Origin of the sequence: Bizionia myxarmorum (assembly GCF_008086205.1) — a bacterium.
Classification (GTDB): domain Bacteria; phylum Bacteroidota; class Bacteroidia; order Flavobacteriales; family Flavobacteriaceae; genus Algorimicrobium; species Algorimicrobium myxarmorum.
Genome location: NZ_VSKK01000004.1, coordinates 125700 through 141304, shown reverse-complemented (window position 1 = coordinate 141304; position 15605 = coordinate 125700). Strand labels below are relative to the sequence as shown.

The window sequence follows — 15605 nt, the reverse complement described above, 5'->3', positions numbered from 1 at the left end:
TTTTTCTGTAATTTATGAGTTTATTAAAGTGGCATCAAGATTTATTTTTATGCTTAAAGCTTTACTAACTGGGCAGCCACTTTTTGCTGCTTGGGCACATTCCATGAATTTTTCTTGACTAATATTGGGGATTTTTGCCTTTAAAACGAGGTTAGAACTTGTAATTTCAAGCTTATCCACATCCATGCTTATAGTGCTCGTCACATCTAAAGAATCTGCGGTAAAGCCTTCTTTACCTAAAATCATACTCAATGCCATAGCAAAACATCCTGAATGCGCTGCTGCTAAAAGTTCATCGGGGTTTGTGCTTTCCCCTTTGCCAAATCGGCTATTAAAACAATATTGAGCATCTTTTAATACACCACTTTGTGTGGTTATGTTTCCTTCGCCTTCTTTTAAATTTCCGCTCCAAACGGCATTTGCTGTACGTTTCATAATAGGTAAATTTTAAGTTTTGAAAATTTCTTAAAGTGCATATCGACTTAATAATATTTCATGCTAACTATGCACTTTTAAAGATGTTTGCTTCTAACCAAATTTAATCATTTATTTAATTAGGATAAAACGATCCGAATTAAAATTTTGTTAAAACAGTTGGTATAGTAAACCAAACAACCTCTTCTGGAACTAGAAGAGGTTGTTTATAAGAAGAATTGCTTCTGCAGTTTGAAAACTGAAATATTTAGTCAATTATATTCAGTCTCAAGTATTAATCTTAATTTGCTGTTATTAAATAAAATTATGCTTTCAAGAACTGGCGTAATACATATTGTAAAATACCGCCATTGCGGTAATATTCAATTTCTATGGCTGAATCTAAACGCGCAATGGCATTAAACTGAATCTGTTTACCTTCTTTATTGGTTGCTGTAACTACTACTTCTTTCAAGGGTTTCAAATTTTCCGAAATACCAGAAATAGTAAAACTTTCAGTGCCCACAATTCCTAAACTATCGGCCGTTTCTCCATTTTTGTATTCTAATGGAAGAACACCTAATCCCACTAAATTGCTTCGGTGAATACGTTCATAACTTTCAGCTAAAACTGCTTTAACGCCCAATAAAAATGTGCCTTTGGCAGCCCAATCTCGTGAGGAGCCACTTCCATATTCCTTCCCTACTAAAACGACTAAAGGCGTATTGCTTTCTCTGTATTTTTCGGAAGCTTCAAAAACCGTCATTTCTTCGCCCGTTGGAAGGTATTTGGTGAAGCCACCTTCCTGTTCCGCTAATTTATTCTTAATTCTTACATTGGCAAATGTGCCACGCACCATAACTTCATCATTCCCTCTTCTAGATCCGTAAGAGTTGAAATCGGCTTTAGCTACACCTTTAGAAAGCAAGTATTTTCCAGCTGCCGATTTTTCATTAAAAGCGCCTGCAGGCGAAATATGATCCGTCGTTATACTGTCGCCCAAAACCAATAATGCTTTCGCGTTTTCTATATTTTGAAGTGGTTCTGGTTCATCAGAAATTCCTTTAAAAAATGGAATCTCTTTAATATAGGTTGAGCTTTTATCCCAATCATAAAGTTTGCCTTTCGGAATTTCTAAATGTCTCCAAATTTCATTGCCTTCAAATATTTCATCATAATTTTTCTTAAAGTCTAAAGGTGATAAAACTTGGCTTAAAACAGCATTAATTTCATCGTCTGAAGGCCAAATATCTTTAAGGTACACGGGTTCTTGATTGATGTCATAACTAATAGGTTCGTTAATTAAATCAATATCCACACGACCAGCAATAGCATAAGCAACGACTAACATAGGCGACATTAAAAAGTTCATTTTAACCTGTGGATGGATACGCGCTTCAAAATTCCGGTTACCCGAAAGCACAGAAGTTACCACCAAGTTATGTTCATCTATAGCTTTAGAAATTTGCTGCGGAAGCGGACCGGAATTACCAATGCAAGACGTACAGCCGTAACCTGCCAAATGGAATCGGAGTGCCTCAAAATCCTTCATTAAATCAGCTTTTTCTAAATAATCTGTCACTACTTTGGATCCTGGCGCCAAGGAGGTTTTAACCCAAGGTTTTACATCAAGGCCGTGCTCTCTGGCTTTTTTGGCCACTAAACCAGCGCCAACCATAACAAATGGATTAGAAGTATTGGTGCAAGATGTAATGGCAGCAATGGCTACAGCGCCGTCAGACAACATAAATTTTTCTTGTCCACGGGTAATCCAGACCGTTTTTAAACCATCTTTTTCTTTAGTTTCAGTTTCTGGTTTTTGTGGTTTTGATTTGGGTTCCGGAACTGGTAAATCGCCACCTTCATTGTCAAAACGCGTAATGGATTTTTCAATTTCCCGATCTTTTTGTGAAATGTATTTTCTATCGAAAGAATCATCTAAAAGATCAATAAATTTATTTTTAAAATCCTTTAATAATATTTTGTCTTGCGGACGTTTTGGTCCGGCAACAGTTGGTACAATGCTAGAAACATCCAGTTCCACAACGTCAGTATAGGTTATTTCGCTTTCATTTTCGCGCCACAACATATTGGCTTTACAATAGGTTTCTACCAAATTAATTTGCGCTTCCGAACGATTACTCAAGCGCATGTATTCTAGAGTTTTATCGTCAATTGGGAAGTAGGTAATGGTGCTTCCAAATTCTGGCGACATATTGCCAATAGTCGCACGGTCTGGTACGGAAAGATAATCTAAACCAGGACCAAACACTTCAACAAATTTACCAACTACACCGCGTTTTCGCAGCAAATTAGCAATCGTTAAAACTAAATCGGTAGCCGTAGAACCTAATGGCAGTTTTCCTGTAAGCTTTAGTCCTATAACTTCAGGCATAATAAAATAAAGCGGCTGACCTAAAATGGCAGCTTCAGCTTCTATTCCACCAACGCCCCAAGCTACCACACCAATTCCGTTAACCATAGGCGTGTGACTATCTGTGCCGACTAATGAATCTGGGAAAATTTCGCCATTACGTTCAATAACACCTTTTGATAGATACTCTAAATTTATTTGATGACAAATTCCCATTCCTGGTGGTACAACCGTAAAATTATCAAAAGAATTTTGTGCCCATTTTAAAAATTGATAGCGCTCTTGATTCCGTTTGTATTCTTCGTCTATATTACGCTGGTAAGCGTAATCTGTTCCGAAATAATCCACTTGTACCGAGTGGTCAATTACCAAATCTACAGGAATAAGCGGATTAATACTATCTGGGTTTTTACCTTTTCGTGCCACTTCAGCACGCAGCGCAGCAATATCCACAACAGCGGGAACACCTGTGAAATCTTGCATTAAAACACGGGCTGGTTTAAAGGGAATATCCTTATCTGATCCTTCGGGTTTCCAATGTAATAAGGTTTCTATGTTTTCTTTAGTAACGGCGAAATCGTCATAATTTCGAAGGGCATTTTCTAATAAAATTCTAATAGAAAAAGGCATCTTGGAAATATGATGACCTTGCTTTTGAAGTTCTACTAAACTAAAATAATGGCTTTCTTTTCCGTTTATGTTAAGCGATTTTTTTATGTGGTATATATCTTTGTCCATGATAATTAAAGTTTTGAAACTCTAATTTCGGACTATTTAACCTCATTAACAATTATTTGTCTTGCAATTTTAAAATTTTTAAACATGGTTTAATTTTAAGAAATTGGATAGGATGTTTAGAAGGTTAATTAGCAGGGAAATTTTACTTTTGAAGTACTTCAAAATAAATATTTGGTGTATTTATGGCTCTCTTTTATTGATAAATACACTTAAGGCTTCAGCTTCTTTTTCGGAAATTTTCATAACAGGATGTGCCTTGCCATCAGTCAAAAGTTTAAACAATTGATTTTTATTTAAGCTTTTAGTAAAGGCATTTAAAGCTTTTCCTACGGGCTGTTTTTCCACTAAATGACACATGCCGCAATTTTCATGGAATAAGGATTCACCAATATTAAATAAAGACGATGTATAACCTTTTGAATTATTCACTGTAGTGACTTCTTCACTTTTTTCTTGAATACATGATACGTTAATAAAGGAGACTACCAATGTCACTAAACTAAATGCTAATATGTTTTTTAAATGCGTCACAAGTTGCTTCAATATATTGGAATATGAGTATTTCTGTAATTTAGCGATTTATATCTTCTTAATGCATCAATAATCTTTGAAGAAATAGTTCTTAAAAATTTCAGAAGCTTTTATATCGTGAATAAAAATTGATGCTTATTCAATTTCATAACTTTATTTTCCCAACACATTAAATATTACATTTTTTAAATCTGAAAAGTAATTAGGTTTTTATATTAACACTGGCGCCGAGGTCAAATGTATCTTTAATGTACTTTTCTGAAGATGGGGTAGAATAAATAATAATTGGAATATTTTTAAATTTTCCAAAACTTCTTCAAATAATTTATTAATATAAAATCCTTCAAACTAACAACTAATTATCAGGTTTGTAATTTTTTATTATTTTTAGAAATTCCTGTTCTGTTGACGAAAGAAAATCCGTATTCTCCGTATTTTCTTTTATCTTTTTAAAAGATTTGGTTAAGCTCCCTTTTTTATAAGAATCTACTAGATGTGGATGCACATAATAATCTCGGCAAACACTTCTTGTGTTTCCCAAAGCTTTTGCCGTTGTATCCAATGCGTTTACTATATTTTTATCTAATTCTTTTTCAGTTTCAACAATATCCAATTCAGTCAACATTTCTAAAAAGACGATGGATGCACCCCAAGTTCTAAAATCTTTGGCTGTGAATATCTCATCGGAAATGGCTTGGACATATTTGTTAATCATATCACTTTCAATACTATGCTTTTCACCAGAATCATCTTGGTATTTAAAAAGATCCCAGCCTGGAATTTCTTCACATTTACTAATTAATTTAATAAGTTTTTTATTCTTTAAAGTAATGGCATGTTTAACACCTTTTTTGCCCGTAAATTCAAATTTAAGCACCTTATCATGCATCTTAACATGTCTTTTTTTGAAGGTAGAAAGCCCGTAAGATTGATTCCGTTTGGCATATTGTTCATTGCCAATTCTAATATGAGTTTCTTCCATCAGCCGTATAACCAAAGCAATAATTTTAGATTTCGGCCAACCTTTCTGATCTAAATCCTTGTCCACTTGCTCACGGATTTTTGGTAATTGCGCACCAAAAGCTGTCATTTTGTAAAATTTGGTCTGATTTCTAATTTTTAACCAATTCGCATGGTAAATATATTGTTTCCTGTTTTTATCATCAATACCAACCGCTTGAATATGGCCATTGCTTAACAGACATATTTCAACGTTTTTCCATGCTGGCGGAATGACTAAACTTTTAATTCTCGTTAAATGTTTGGCTTTATCTATAGGTTTACTTTTTAGACGATAGGTAAATCCTTTACCACATTTTTGTCTTTGAATGCTTAAATGATCTTGGTTAACATACACGAGGTCGTATTGAGAAATTACTTCTTCAGGATGTTGTATTAGTAACTTTAAATTTTGTTTGGCGCTATTCATTATTTTTCCTTTTAATTTAGACATCAAAAGTACGGTACGGACCAAGTTAGTTCCGATTCTAGTTGAGTTCTATAAATTTCATGAAATTTTTAGAGATTCTAAATTATGAAATGTAACGCGTGACAACTTTGTTTTATAATTAAATTTTTAACTCAATAAAATTTAATTTTAACGGGTGTTTTTAATATAAATAGCCATCCATTAATACTGGGTGTTCAATAAGGTTTCAAATCTAAACAGCTGTCATTTAAAAAGCTTGAGTTCTATTTGCAAAGCCGGGATAAATATCATTGAATTCAACCCTTTCACCTAAATCATTGGTTCCTTGTAATTCATATTTGAAAACCACTTTTGTTCCTAAAGGCGCATAATAATATACAATCCACGCATCCGATTCTCGTAAACCCACACAGCCATTAGAGGATGCTTTTTCCAAAGTTGCTAAATTAGTGGTTGGATGAATGAGTTGACCAAGACTACGGCCGTTTATAGAAGGTTCTATCCAAGGAATTGCTGGTAGAGCGGTGTTTTTGCCATCGTCACGATTTGTTCTAAAATATCTTTTATTGTTTTGAGGATTCTTGTAAACAGGATTTTTATTAACGCGAATAATTTCGCCTATCCCAGGTTTGGTTCTCATATCAACATCAGCTTTAGCCATTGCTAAATAGCGCTTTCCAACTTTACCTACACGCACAGGAAATTTATACAATTCCATTTCATTTTGAATAATGCGCAGTCGAAATTCTGGAATGTTTAGTTCTATACTTGTGTTTTCAAGTTCCGTTTTTAATTGCTGGGTTTCTAAAGAATCAGGAATTACAAGAATCTGATCTTTTTTTAGTGCGATTAAGGCTTGTGAATCTTCGTTAAAAATTCCTTTATCCATCAAATAATAATAGTCCGTATGTGCCAAGGTGTCAATAATCCATTTATTATTATGAACAATTAGATACTCGTCAATTAGATAATTTTTATGTGCATTATGGTCCGCAACGATGCTATCCATCCATTTAAAGTAGTTTTTTATAGGAACGTCTTTGTCCATAACTATTTCTATCGGTCTTTTTAAAACCGTTTCATTTATATTAGTTTCTGTTTCATCGATTTGGATTTCAGAATCCTCATTATTTTTTTTAGTGTTATTTTGACAACTTAACATTAGTAAAGAAAGGAGCAGAAGGACAATGTATTTCATAGTAATGAATGTGATTTTTTATAATTAGAATTTAATTGGAACTAATAAGGAAGTGAAAGTGTGATTAAATACTATCAAAATCAATTTTATTTCCTGTTAAAGGAATAGATTATATGTAACATTTTATATGATATAAATCATTCTCCAATTTATTAATTTCCAATAACTTTGAAATATGGTGATTTAATTCCCTGTAACCAATTTTGATTTAATAAAATCTCTGATTCTGTTAAAATATTAATAGATTTTAAATGAATTTATTAGGTTTTAAGTGACTTATTACACCCTTTTAAGGTATGCATAATCAATAGTGTGAGGAATATTTCAAGAATATGATTTTGGGTTCTTATGCTAATTTTTATTAAGTTGAAAAAGTAAGAAGAATCCACTTTTAATAGTGTACCTTAATTTTTAATAAGAATTTAATTATCTGAATTAAAATGGACCATTTAGAACAGTCTCATGGCCATAACGCAACTGCATATTATGATTTTTATACTTTTAAATGACTAAAGAAAACGGCATCTTAACCAAAACCAAATCATTCTTTGCTGAAATAGGCGACATGACTTTATTTGCTGGCCGGTTTTTTCGTGAAGTTTTCAGTCCGCCTTTTGAGTTTAAGGAATTGATCCGCCAATGTTACAATATGGGTAACCGTTCTTTATTATTGGTGAGTGTTACTGGATTTATTTTAGGCCTTGTGTTCACGTTACAGTCAAGGCCCACTTTAATGGAGTTTGGTGCGCAGTCTTGGATGGCTTCCATGGTGAGTTTATCTATTGTTCGGGAAATTGGCCCTGTTATAATAGCGCTTATCTGTGCTGGACGCATAGGTTCTGGAATCGGTGCGGAACTAGGTTCTATGCGCGTTACAGAACAAATTGATGCCATGGAAGTTTCTGGTACCAATCCTTTTAAATTTTTGGTGGTGACGCGTGTGGTCGCCACAACTTTAATGTTGCCTTTATTGATTATTATGGGTGATGCTATTGCGCTGTTAGGTTCGGCTATTATTGAGAATCTTAAAGGCGATGTTTCTTTTTTATTGTATTTCAATCAGGTTTTTGATGCTTTAAGTTTTAGTGATATCCTTCCCGCAACCGTGAAATCGGTTTTCTTTGGCTTCGCTATTGGCATTGTTGGTTGTTATAAAGGGTATAATTGCTCTAAAGGAACGGTAGGCGTAGGAGAGGCATCTAATTCCGCAGTAGTTTATATCTCGATGCTCTTGTTTATAATTGACTTTATCGCCGTTTTTGTAACTGATATATTTTTTGACATATAAATGGAATCTAAAAAAAACATAAAACCTGTACTGGAGATAAAAAACCTTAAAAAGAGTTTTGGAGATAATGACGTGCTCAAAGGTTTCAATCTGAAACTTTATGAAGGCGAAAACTTGGTCATCATGGGTAAATCAGGTTCTGGAAAATCGGTGATGGTTAAATGTCTTGTGGGCTTAATCCAGCCAGATAGCGGAAGTATCACTATAAAAAACCAGGATATCACGACTATGGGTCAAACAGAGCTGGACTTATTGCGGACGGAAATTGGTTTTCTATTTCAAGGAAGCGCGCTTTATGATTCTATGACAGTTCGGGAAAATTTAGAATTTCCGTTAAGACGACATAAAGATAAAGTTGAAGATTTTCAAGGCACGGAATTTTCAGTTAAAGAAGCTTTAGAAAATGTAGGATTATTAGATACAATAGATTTAATGCCTTCTGAACTTTCTGGTGGAATGCAACGTCGGGTAGCTATGGCAAGAGCCTTAATTTTGAAACCTAAAATAATTATGTATGATGAGCCAACAACGGGTTTGGATCCTATTACAGCTAAAGAGATTATACAATTAATGCGTACTATTCAAGAAACTTATAATACCTCTTCTATCATTATTACGCACGATGTGGATTGTGCTCGGGTAATTTCAAACCGCATGATTTTATTGGTGGACGGAATTAATTATGCCGAAGGTACTTTTGAAGAACTATCAAATTCGAAAGATGAGCAAGTACAAGCCTTCTTTAAAAATTAAAATTATGGGAAAATCAAATTCACAAAAAGTAAAAGTCGGCGTTTTTGTAGTCGTTGGCACAATTATACTAATCGTAGCCCTTTATTTTATAGGAAGCAAGCAACAAATGTTTAGTAAAAACATTGAAATTTATGCCACGTTTTCAAATGTAAATGGTTTGACGCTGGGTAATAATGTGCGGTATTCTGGCGTCAACATTGGTACGGTAAGTATGATAGAAATGGTAAATGAAGGTAATATTACCGTCCAAATGATTGTGGAGGAGAAAATTTCGCAATTTATCAAAAAAGATGCTATTGCTTCTATTAGTTCAGACGGATTGGTAGGCAGCATGGTTGTCAATATTGTCCCAGGAAAAGATGTGACTTCGCGACAAGTTGTTACAGGTGATACGATTCAAATTTCAAAGAAAGCAAGTACGGAGGAAATGTTGGAAACACTGAATAAAACCAATGAAAACGCAGCCTTATTATCTGCCGATTTGTTAAAAATAACGAATCAAATAGTAGAGGGAAAAGGCACATTGGGTGCTTTGGTTAGTGATAGTATCATGGCGAAAGATATCAAACAATCTGCTGAAGAATTACGAAAAATGACTTCCGGTGCCACCGCAGCCATAAATGAAATAAACACTATTATTTCTAAAATAGATTATGATGAAAGTGCAGCAGCTCTTCTTTTAAGTGATACGGTTTCAAAAAATCAAATAGAGAAAGTGTTTGGGAATCTTGAAAAATCCAGTGATCATATTAATGCTGTAACTAAAAACCTTGATGACTATATTTTGGAAATGAAATCTGGGAAAGGTGCTTTAAATCATATTACCCAAGATGAAGGTTTAGTGAAGAATATCGATTCTACGATGATTAATATTAAAGAAGCGGCAGAGAAATTAAATGAAAACATGGAGGCTTTAAAGCATAATTTCTTCTTCCGTGGGTATTTCAGAAAACAGGAGAAACAAAAAAAGAAAGAAGCTGAAAATAATGGATAACATGAAATTTATTACGGTTAATATCGAATGAATTTTCTCAGTTTCGAATAAAATAAAAAGGCAAGCCACAATTTCTAGGCTTGCCTTTTTTTGCATTTTTCACTTTTTTATTAACTCAATTCCTTTGCGAATTCCAACCTAAAATTAAGCCGGCACTTGCGCCGCAATTTGCATTCTGTCCCAATTTCTATGTTGGGCAATAGATTTAATCAGCGTGGCAGGTTTCTCATTTATTAAAATAGCTTTATCATCATTATAGTTTGCAACAAAAGTTTTGTCTAATAACTCTTCGCCTTCATGATCGGCTGCAATGGTTTTACAATGTTTAAAAGCTTCATTTATAAATTTCTTAAATTTGGATTCTTTCATAAGCCCTTGCATGGATTTTTTACCACCCGGAATATAAACAGCATCAAACAAGACGCTTTCCGTTGTCATAATGGCGGCATCAACTTCGTGCTCTGTATTATCATCACTAACGACCATTCCGCCATGAGGCGCAATAAGTTTCAACATAGCCCCTTCTTTTTCCAAAGCTTTTTTCTTTGCACTAAAATCGCTCATAGAAAAGCCATCTGCTACTAAAACGGCAATTTGGCGTGTTTCAATACTATCAAATTTTGTGTTAGCTTGACTTAATGCCGGATCGCTGTCTAAATAATTTTTCTTTTTTGGTGGTTGGTGATTCTTAACATCCGCATCAGCACCAATAGCTTGATTGATGGGTTGATCAATTTCTTTAGGAATCTTTAAACCCAAACCTTTGGATACATTTTTAGCTAAATCCGTGTCAATTTGTGCAATGAGCCAAAGCATGCGTTCTTTAATACGTTTTTGAGTGCATTTGCCAAGTTCAAAAATATAAGCTTCCGTCACATGCTGCTTTTCCCAACTAGCCAGACTTCTATAAAATAAAGCTGGTTGCGAAAAATGATCACTAAAACTTTCACTTCGCGTTCTTATTTTTTTGGCATCAATACGCTCTTCATACGAATGAAAAGCGCCTTCCGCCATTTTAGCTAAATGCGGACAACCGCCACCAAGTGTATTTGGAAAATAAGCTGTTTGGCCTTTTGGGATATCCATTTGCATATGTCCGTCGCGTTGATTGTTATGGACTTCGCCAATAGGTCTGTTTATAGGAATTTGATGAAAATTTGGACTTCCCAAACGTGATAATTGCGTATCTCTATAAGAAAATAAGCGACCTTGAAGCAGGGGATCATTGGTGAAATCAATACCAGGAACTATATGACCAGGAAGGAAAGCTACTTGTTCCGTTTCAGCAAAAAAGTTTTCCGGATTTCTATTTAATTGCATTTTCCCAATAATTTGAACGGGCACCATTTCTTCGGGAATCAGTTTGGTAGGATCTAATAAATCAAATTCGAATTTATGCTCATCTTCTTGGGCAACTACTTGAATGCCTAATTCCCATTCTGGAAAATGTCCAGAATCGATGGCATCCCATAAATCACGTCTATGAAAATCCGAATCTGCGCCATTAATTTTAACGGCTTCATCCCAAGTAACGGAATGCACCCCTAATTTTGGTTTCCAATGAAATTTTACAAAATGCGATTCGTTTTTGTCATTAATTAAACGAAATGTATGAATTCCAAAACCTTCCATCATACGTAAACTACGCGGAATGGCGCGATCACTCATGGCCCAAATTTGATTGTGAAGTGTTTCCGTGGCATGGGAAACAAAATCATAAAAAGTATCATGGGCAGAAGCCGCTTGGGGAATTTCTCTATGTGGTTCTGGTTTTACAGAATGTACTAAATCTGGAAATTTCATAGCATCTTGAATAAAGAAAATAGGCATGTTGTTGCCAACTAAATCCCAAGTTCCTTCTTCTGTATACATTTTTACAGCAAATCCGCGAACATCTCGTGCCAAATCTGGTGAACCTTTAGATCCTGCCACCGTAGAAAACCTTACAAATACAGGTGTTTTACGTTCGGTATCATTAAAAATTCCTGCTTTACTGTATTCTGGAATGCTTTTATATAATTCAAAATGGCCATGAGCACCACTTCCTCTAGCATGAACAATGCGTTCTGGAATACGTTCATGATCAAAATGCGTTATCTTTTCGCGAAGTAAAAAATCCTCTAATAAAGTAGACCCTCTTTCGCCAGACTTTAGGGAATTATTGGTGTCATTCACCTTTAATCCTTGGTTGGTGGTCATTACTTTTCCCGAAGCATCTGTTTCAAATTGCTTTAAATCTTTAGTTTTCTGATTCTCTATTTTGTTCTTTTTGGCCATGGTATTACTATTTTAAAATTAAAATCCCATTTTTAAATGGAGTTCTAAAATATTAATATTCAGGTATTTCAATTAACTCAAATGAAATTATTTGTGGCTTAAATAAGAAGATTGTAGAAATTTTCAGAAAGTATTTTTGAAAATATTTGAGTTTTACAAATCGCTATCTTGAGCATATATTTTGGAAACCACATCAATAGATTTTGGTTTTTTAGAATCATTTTTCAAATTCAACCAAGAATTAACCATAATAGCACTTGTAGCGTGACATGCTTGCAATCCGTAAGAGTAAGGACGGCAACCATGTGTATGTGTAAAAGCTAAATCGTGAATATGTGGCGAAATAGTATTTTTTTCTCCAATAATATGATAGGCGCTATCCACATCTATTCCGCCAATATCTAAAAATAAGTGATTCTCATTTTGCCAAACATCAGAGGTGTCGAATGTATTATTTAATTCAGAAAGGTTTTTTCCAGCTTCAAATTTAGCGCGCGCTTTCCTAACCAATCCCGATTTTACAAGCGATTGAAATGGGTAATTATCCACATTAATTTGATCGTTACCAGAACAGTTTATAAATAATGTGTAGTTTTTTTTGGTGGTTGTTCCGTCCGGATCTGAAATTTCAATTTGTGTTTGATTTGTTACATTGGCATCCTTCATAACTTCAACTTTCCCATCAATTAAATCTATGACTTCAGCATCATAAAGTGCCAGAAGAATTTTTGCAGAACTTAAGGGCAACGCTGCAATAACACTCATTAAAAATGACTTTACTTCTTTTTTAAAAAACAGATGATCTTCGGCAGGCATCATTTCCGCATGGAAATTTAGGCAGTACATTAAATCGTCCAAAGTTTCCATCCAATGAATGGGATTATCATTTTCCACGGAATCTGTAGCTTGAACCATTTCTTTTTTCATGCCTTCAAAAGAATCTACATACTCATGATTTTCGGCCATGATATCTATGAAATTTTTAAAGGTAAATGCAGATTTCGCTAGCAATTTGGCCATTTTACTATTCGCGTCTTTTTTAAAAGCGGTTTTTAAAGCCGGTTTACAGATGGCATTAAAAAAATCGTCAATTCTTAAAAATCCATTTTTATCTACAAGTAAAAATAGTTCCTCACGCGTTGTATGTCGGTATATTTCACGAAAGGGTTCCTCTTGTTCATATTGTAAATGTGGCAGCCAACCTTCAGCAGAATGCAAGGTGATTTTAAAGTTTTTGGCTTTTTCATGCAGTTTAAATTCTAATCCATTTTCGCTTTCACTGAATGCTCCATGACGATGAGATAATGATGAAACTACATCAAAAGCACTTAAAGAGGCTCCTAAAAGGCCGATTTCGAAATTATAAAATGCATCCTTTTTAGGAATTATTTTTTCAATGGGCCAAGGCGTTGAATAATAGCCTGACTTTGGTTTGTCTTGATGCGTGAAATTATGTCCCGTGGCAATTACAACTCTGGAAAAATGATAAGTTTCATTCTTAAGAATAAGCTGTATTTTATTTTTCTCTTTAACTTCAATATCCAAAACTTCATGATTTGAGAAAGCTTCTATACTAAAACCAGCAGTTTTAAGCTGTTCCAATAAAAGACAAAATTGTTCATGAAAATAAGCGCCTAAAGCAATACGACTATATACTTCAGAATCGTCTATAGGGAACTTCGTAATATGCCATTTTTTTAAATCTTTTTTGCTTTGGTCGCGAAGCCAATCAGCGAAGGACTGATTTAAAAGCGGTATTTCTTCCGAAGAGATATTTGCTAAATTATAATAGTCGGTTGTAGCGGGGTTGTAAGGCATGCCGTATCCTATATTTTTGCTTTTTTCAAAAATAGAAATATGCTGAAACTGATTCAGTAATGTGGCTGAATTATCTAAAATATGTTTTAAACAATAAATGGCTGTTGCACCAGATCCGATGATGGCTAAACCTTCATTTTTCATAATTAAACGGTTTAATTGAACGCAGAATTTCTGTTTATTTTAATAAAAGAAATAATGTGACGCTTTATGAAGTGAAGTTCTTTAAAGTTTCATTTACAAATGAATGCTATTAATTTTATTTTTAGCGTAAATGATTTTCGGTTCTAGAAATGAAAACTCAAAAGTTTTAAAGCTACACTAATATTCATTATGATTTAAAAATGGGTTTTACGTGTGAAGTCGTAAAATTTTCTGAATATCGATATTATCTTCTTGAGGAATTAAAAAATTATCCAACTCGTCTATGGAATTTACTTGTTCTTCATGCTGAATAAAACCATAACCCGCATATTTGCCTTCTTTAATTAATACAAAGCCATCTTCATCTTGCGTGCGCCCTTTTTTACTAATAACTTTGGATTCTTGATTGGTTGTGATTTCTTTAATAGCCAATAAAACACGTGCATTGTAGTCTGAAACAGCTTCCTCATTAATGCAAATACCTTTACAGGTTTTAATATTGTAATGGCTGCATTGACTTACGCCTTCTTGTAAATGACAGTATTTTGGACATAAAGTATATTTCATGCAGAGTTGTTCCAAAAACGATCTGCATTCTTGAATACTATGAAAAATAATGATGGGATTAGGACTGGATTTAATGGGATTGTAAGCTAAATGCATAATGCCACTTCGGTCCTGGTAACTAAAAACACCGAAACTTTTAGGCTTTCGTTTGGCCTGTTGGTTAAATTTGGGATAGTGATTTTTAATAGCAATATCCTCCATTAATAAGGCTATCAATTCGCTTCCTGATAGTTCAAAATCGATATCTCTGGTTTCCCGACACATATCCAAAGATTTTTGAGCTTTACTGTAAAAGTGACTTAACACCCGTTTTTTTAAATCGATGGCTTTACCAACGTAAATAATTTTACCCAATTTGTCCTTAAAATAATAAATTCCTGCAGCATTCGGAATGTTATTAAAAACAGCTGTGGGTAAATGAGATGGAAGGGTTGATTCTCGCGAAGATTTATTTAAAAATTCGGCAAATACCTGTGGGGCATTTTCACTTTCTAGAAGCATTTCAAACAAAATAACCGTTGCTTCAGCATCACCTCTTGCGCGGTGTCTGGCGGAAATATTAATATCTAACGTTTTACAAAGCTTCCCTAAACTGTAGGAGGGATGACCCGGAATAAGTTTTCTAGAAAGTCTAACCGTGCAAAGTTTTTTTCGGTTGAAATCTAAATCTAATGTTTTGAACTCATTTCTAATTACGTTATAATCGAAATTCACATTATGTGCTACAAAAACGGTGTTTTCCGTAATTTTCAGGATGTCTTGAGCCACTTCTTCAAATGTTGGCGCGTTGGCAACCATTAAATTATCGATACCCGTTAAAGCTGTTATATAATCTGGGATCAAGGCTTGCGGATTTACTAAAGATGTAAATTCATCAACCACTTGAGTTCCATCATATTTGAAGATTGAAATTTCAGTAATTTTGTTGCCGCTACCCGATGTTTCAACGTCAATAATAGTAAATATCATATAAATAATTTATGGGTAATAAGAAAAAAGGATTCCGATTTTAAGCACTACAAAAATACGACTAAAATCATAAATACTAATTAATTTAAGAATGCTTATTTTCATTTTGGC

The 15605-nt window shown here is 34.1% G+C and carries 11 protein-coding genes; 3 read left to right on the top strand and 8 right to left on the bottom strand.

Features of this window, described 5'->3' with window-relative positions:
- Positions 1-12 precede the first annotated feature (12 nt).
- The 5 genes from ES674_RS13540 to ES674_RS13520 all read right to left on the bottom strand — a co-directional run bounded on the left by ES674_RS13540 (position 13) and on the right by ES674_RS13520 (position 6684).
- Positions 13-435 carry an OsmC family protein gene (locus tag ES674_RS13540; protein WP_148404871.1) on the bottom strand — a complete coding sequence of 141 codons (423 nt, stop codon included), beginning with the start codon at positions 433-435 and terminating at the stop codon, positions 13-15.
- 304 nt (positions 436-739) lie between these two features.
- Positions 740-3526, bottom strand: a complete 2787-nt coding sequence (gene acnA, locus ES674_RS13535; protein WP_148404869.1) for an aconitate hydratase — start codon at positions 3524-3526, stop codon at positions 740-742.
- Positions 3527-3706: 180 nt separating this feature from the next.
- A complete protein-coding gene (locus ES674_RS13530; RefSeq protein ID WP_211359294.1) occupies positions 3707-4069 on the bottom strand; it encodes a c-type cytochrome in 363 nt (120 codons plus the stop codon).
- A 343-nt stretch (positions 4070-4412) separates the two neighbouring features.
- Positions 4413-5486 (bottom strand): DNA topoisomerase IB, encoded by a 1074-nt coding sequence (locus tag ES674_RS13525; RefSeq protein WP_148404866.1) that lies wholly within the window; start codon positions 5484-5486, stop codon positions 4413-4415.
- Between the two features lie 247 nt (positions 5487-5733).
- Complete coding sequence (locus ES674_RS13520; RefSeq protein ID WP_148404864.1) at positions 5734-6684, bottom strand: L,D-transpeptidase; 951 nt, start codon at positions 6682-6684, stop codon at positions 5734-5736.
- A gap of 505 nt (positions 6685-7189) precedes the next feature.
- On the opposite strand from ES674_RS13520, the gene ES674_RS13515 reads away from it, so the two are divergent.
- From ES674_RS13515 to ES674_RS13505, 3 genes are read left to right on the top strand one after another with little or no spacing between them, the layout of a single operon-like run.
- Positions 7190-7972: an MlaE family ABC transporter permease gene (locus ES674_RS13515; RefSeq protein WP_148404862.1), complete on the top strand. Its 783-nt coding sequence runs from the start codon at positions 7190-7192 to the stop codon at positions 7970-7972.
- Positions 7973-8725, top strand: coding sequence for an ABC transporter ATP-binding protein (locus ES674_RS13510; protein ID WP_148404860.1), 753 nt, complete (start codon positions 7973-7975; stop codon positions 8723-8725).
- A gap of 4 nt (positions 8726-8729) precedes the next feature.
- Entirely contained in the window at positions 8730-9719 is a 990-nt protein-coding gene (locus ES674_RS13505) for an MlaD family protein (protein WP_148404858.1), read from the top strand.
- 144 nt (positions 9720-9863) lie between these two features.
- Here ES674_RS13505 and ES674_RS13500 read toward each other — a convergent pair whose 3' ends face one another.
- The 3 genes from ES674_RS13500 to ES674_RS13490 all read right to left on the bottom strand — a co-directional run bounded on the left by ES674_RS13500 (position 9864) and on the right by ES674_RS13490 (position 15494).
- Positions 9864-11996 carry a catalase gene (locus ES674_RS13500; RefSeq protein WP_148404856.1) on the bottom strand — a complete coding sequence of 711 codons (2133 nt, stop codon included), beginning with the start codon at positions 11994-11996 and terminating at the stop codon, positions 9864-9866.
- 153 nt (positions 11997-12149) lie between these two features.
- Positions 12150-13958: an FAD/NAD(P)-binding protein gene (locus ES674_RS13495; protein WP_148404854.1), complete on the bottom strand. Its 1809-nt coding sequence runs from the start codon at positions 13956-13958 to the stop codon at positions 12150-12152.
- 207 nt (positions 13959-14165) lie between these two features.
- On the bottom strand, positions 14166-15494 hold the full coding sequence (locus ES674_RS13490; protein ID WP_148404852.1) for an exonuclease domain-containing protein: 1329 nt from the start codon (positions 15492-15494) through the stop codon (positions 14166-14168).
- Between the last annotated feature and the right edge of the window lie 111 nt (positions 15495-15605).

What these genes read in the sequence shown, in the direction of transcription:
- ES674_RS13540 (WP_148404871.1), bottom strand. Translation starts at nt 435, where the DNA reads ATGAAACGTACAGCAAATGCCGTTTGGAGCGGAAATTTAAAAGAAGGC.
- acnA (WP_148404869.1), bottom strand. Translation starts at nt 3,526, where the DNA reads ATGGACAAAGATATATACCACATAAAAAAATCGCTTAACATAAACGGA.
- ES674_RS13525 (WP_148404866.1), bottom strand. Translation starts at nt 5,486, where the DNA reads ATGAATAGCGCCAAACAAAATTTAAAGTTACTAATACAACATCCTGAA.
- ES674_RS13520 (WP_148404864.1), bottom strand. Translation starts at nt 6,684, where the DNA reads ATGAAATACATTGTCCTTCTGCTCCTTTCTTTACTAATGTTAAGTTGT.
- ES674_RS13515 (WP_148404862.1), top strand. Translation starts at nt 7,190, where the DNA reads ATGACTAAAGAAAACGGCATCTTAACCAAAACCAAATCATTCTTTGCT.
- ES674_RS13510 (WP_148404860.1), top strand. Translation starts at nt 7,973, where the DNA reads ATGGAATCTAAAAAAAACATAAAACCTGTACTGGAGATAAAAAACCTT.
- ES674_RS13505 (WP_148404858.1), top strand. Translation starts at nt 8,730, where the DNA reads ATGGGAAAATCAAATTCACAAAAAGTAAAAGTCGGCGTTTTTGTAGTC.
- ES674_RS13500 (WP_148404856.1), bottom strand. Translation starts at nt 11,996, where the DNA reads ATGGCCAAAAAGAACAAAATAGAGAATCAGAAAACTAAAGATTTAAAG.
- ES674_RS13495 (WP_148404854.1), bottom strand. Translation starts at nt 13,958, where the DNA reads ATGAAAAATGAAGGTTTAGCCATCATCGGATCTGGTGCAACAGCCATT.
- ES674_RS13490 (WP_148404852.1), bottom strand. Translation starts at nt 15,494, where the DNA reads ATGATATTTACTATTATTGACGTTGAAACATCGGGTAGCGGCAACAAA.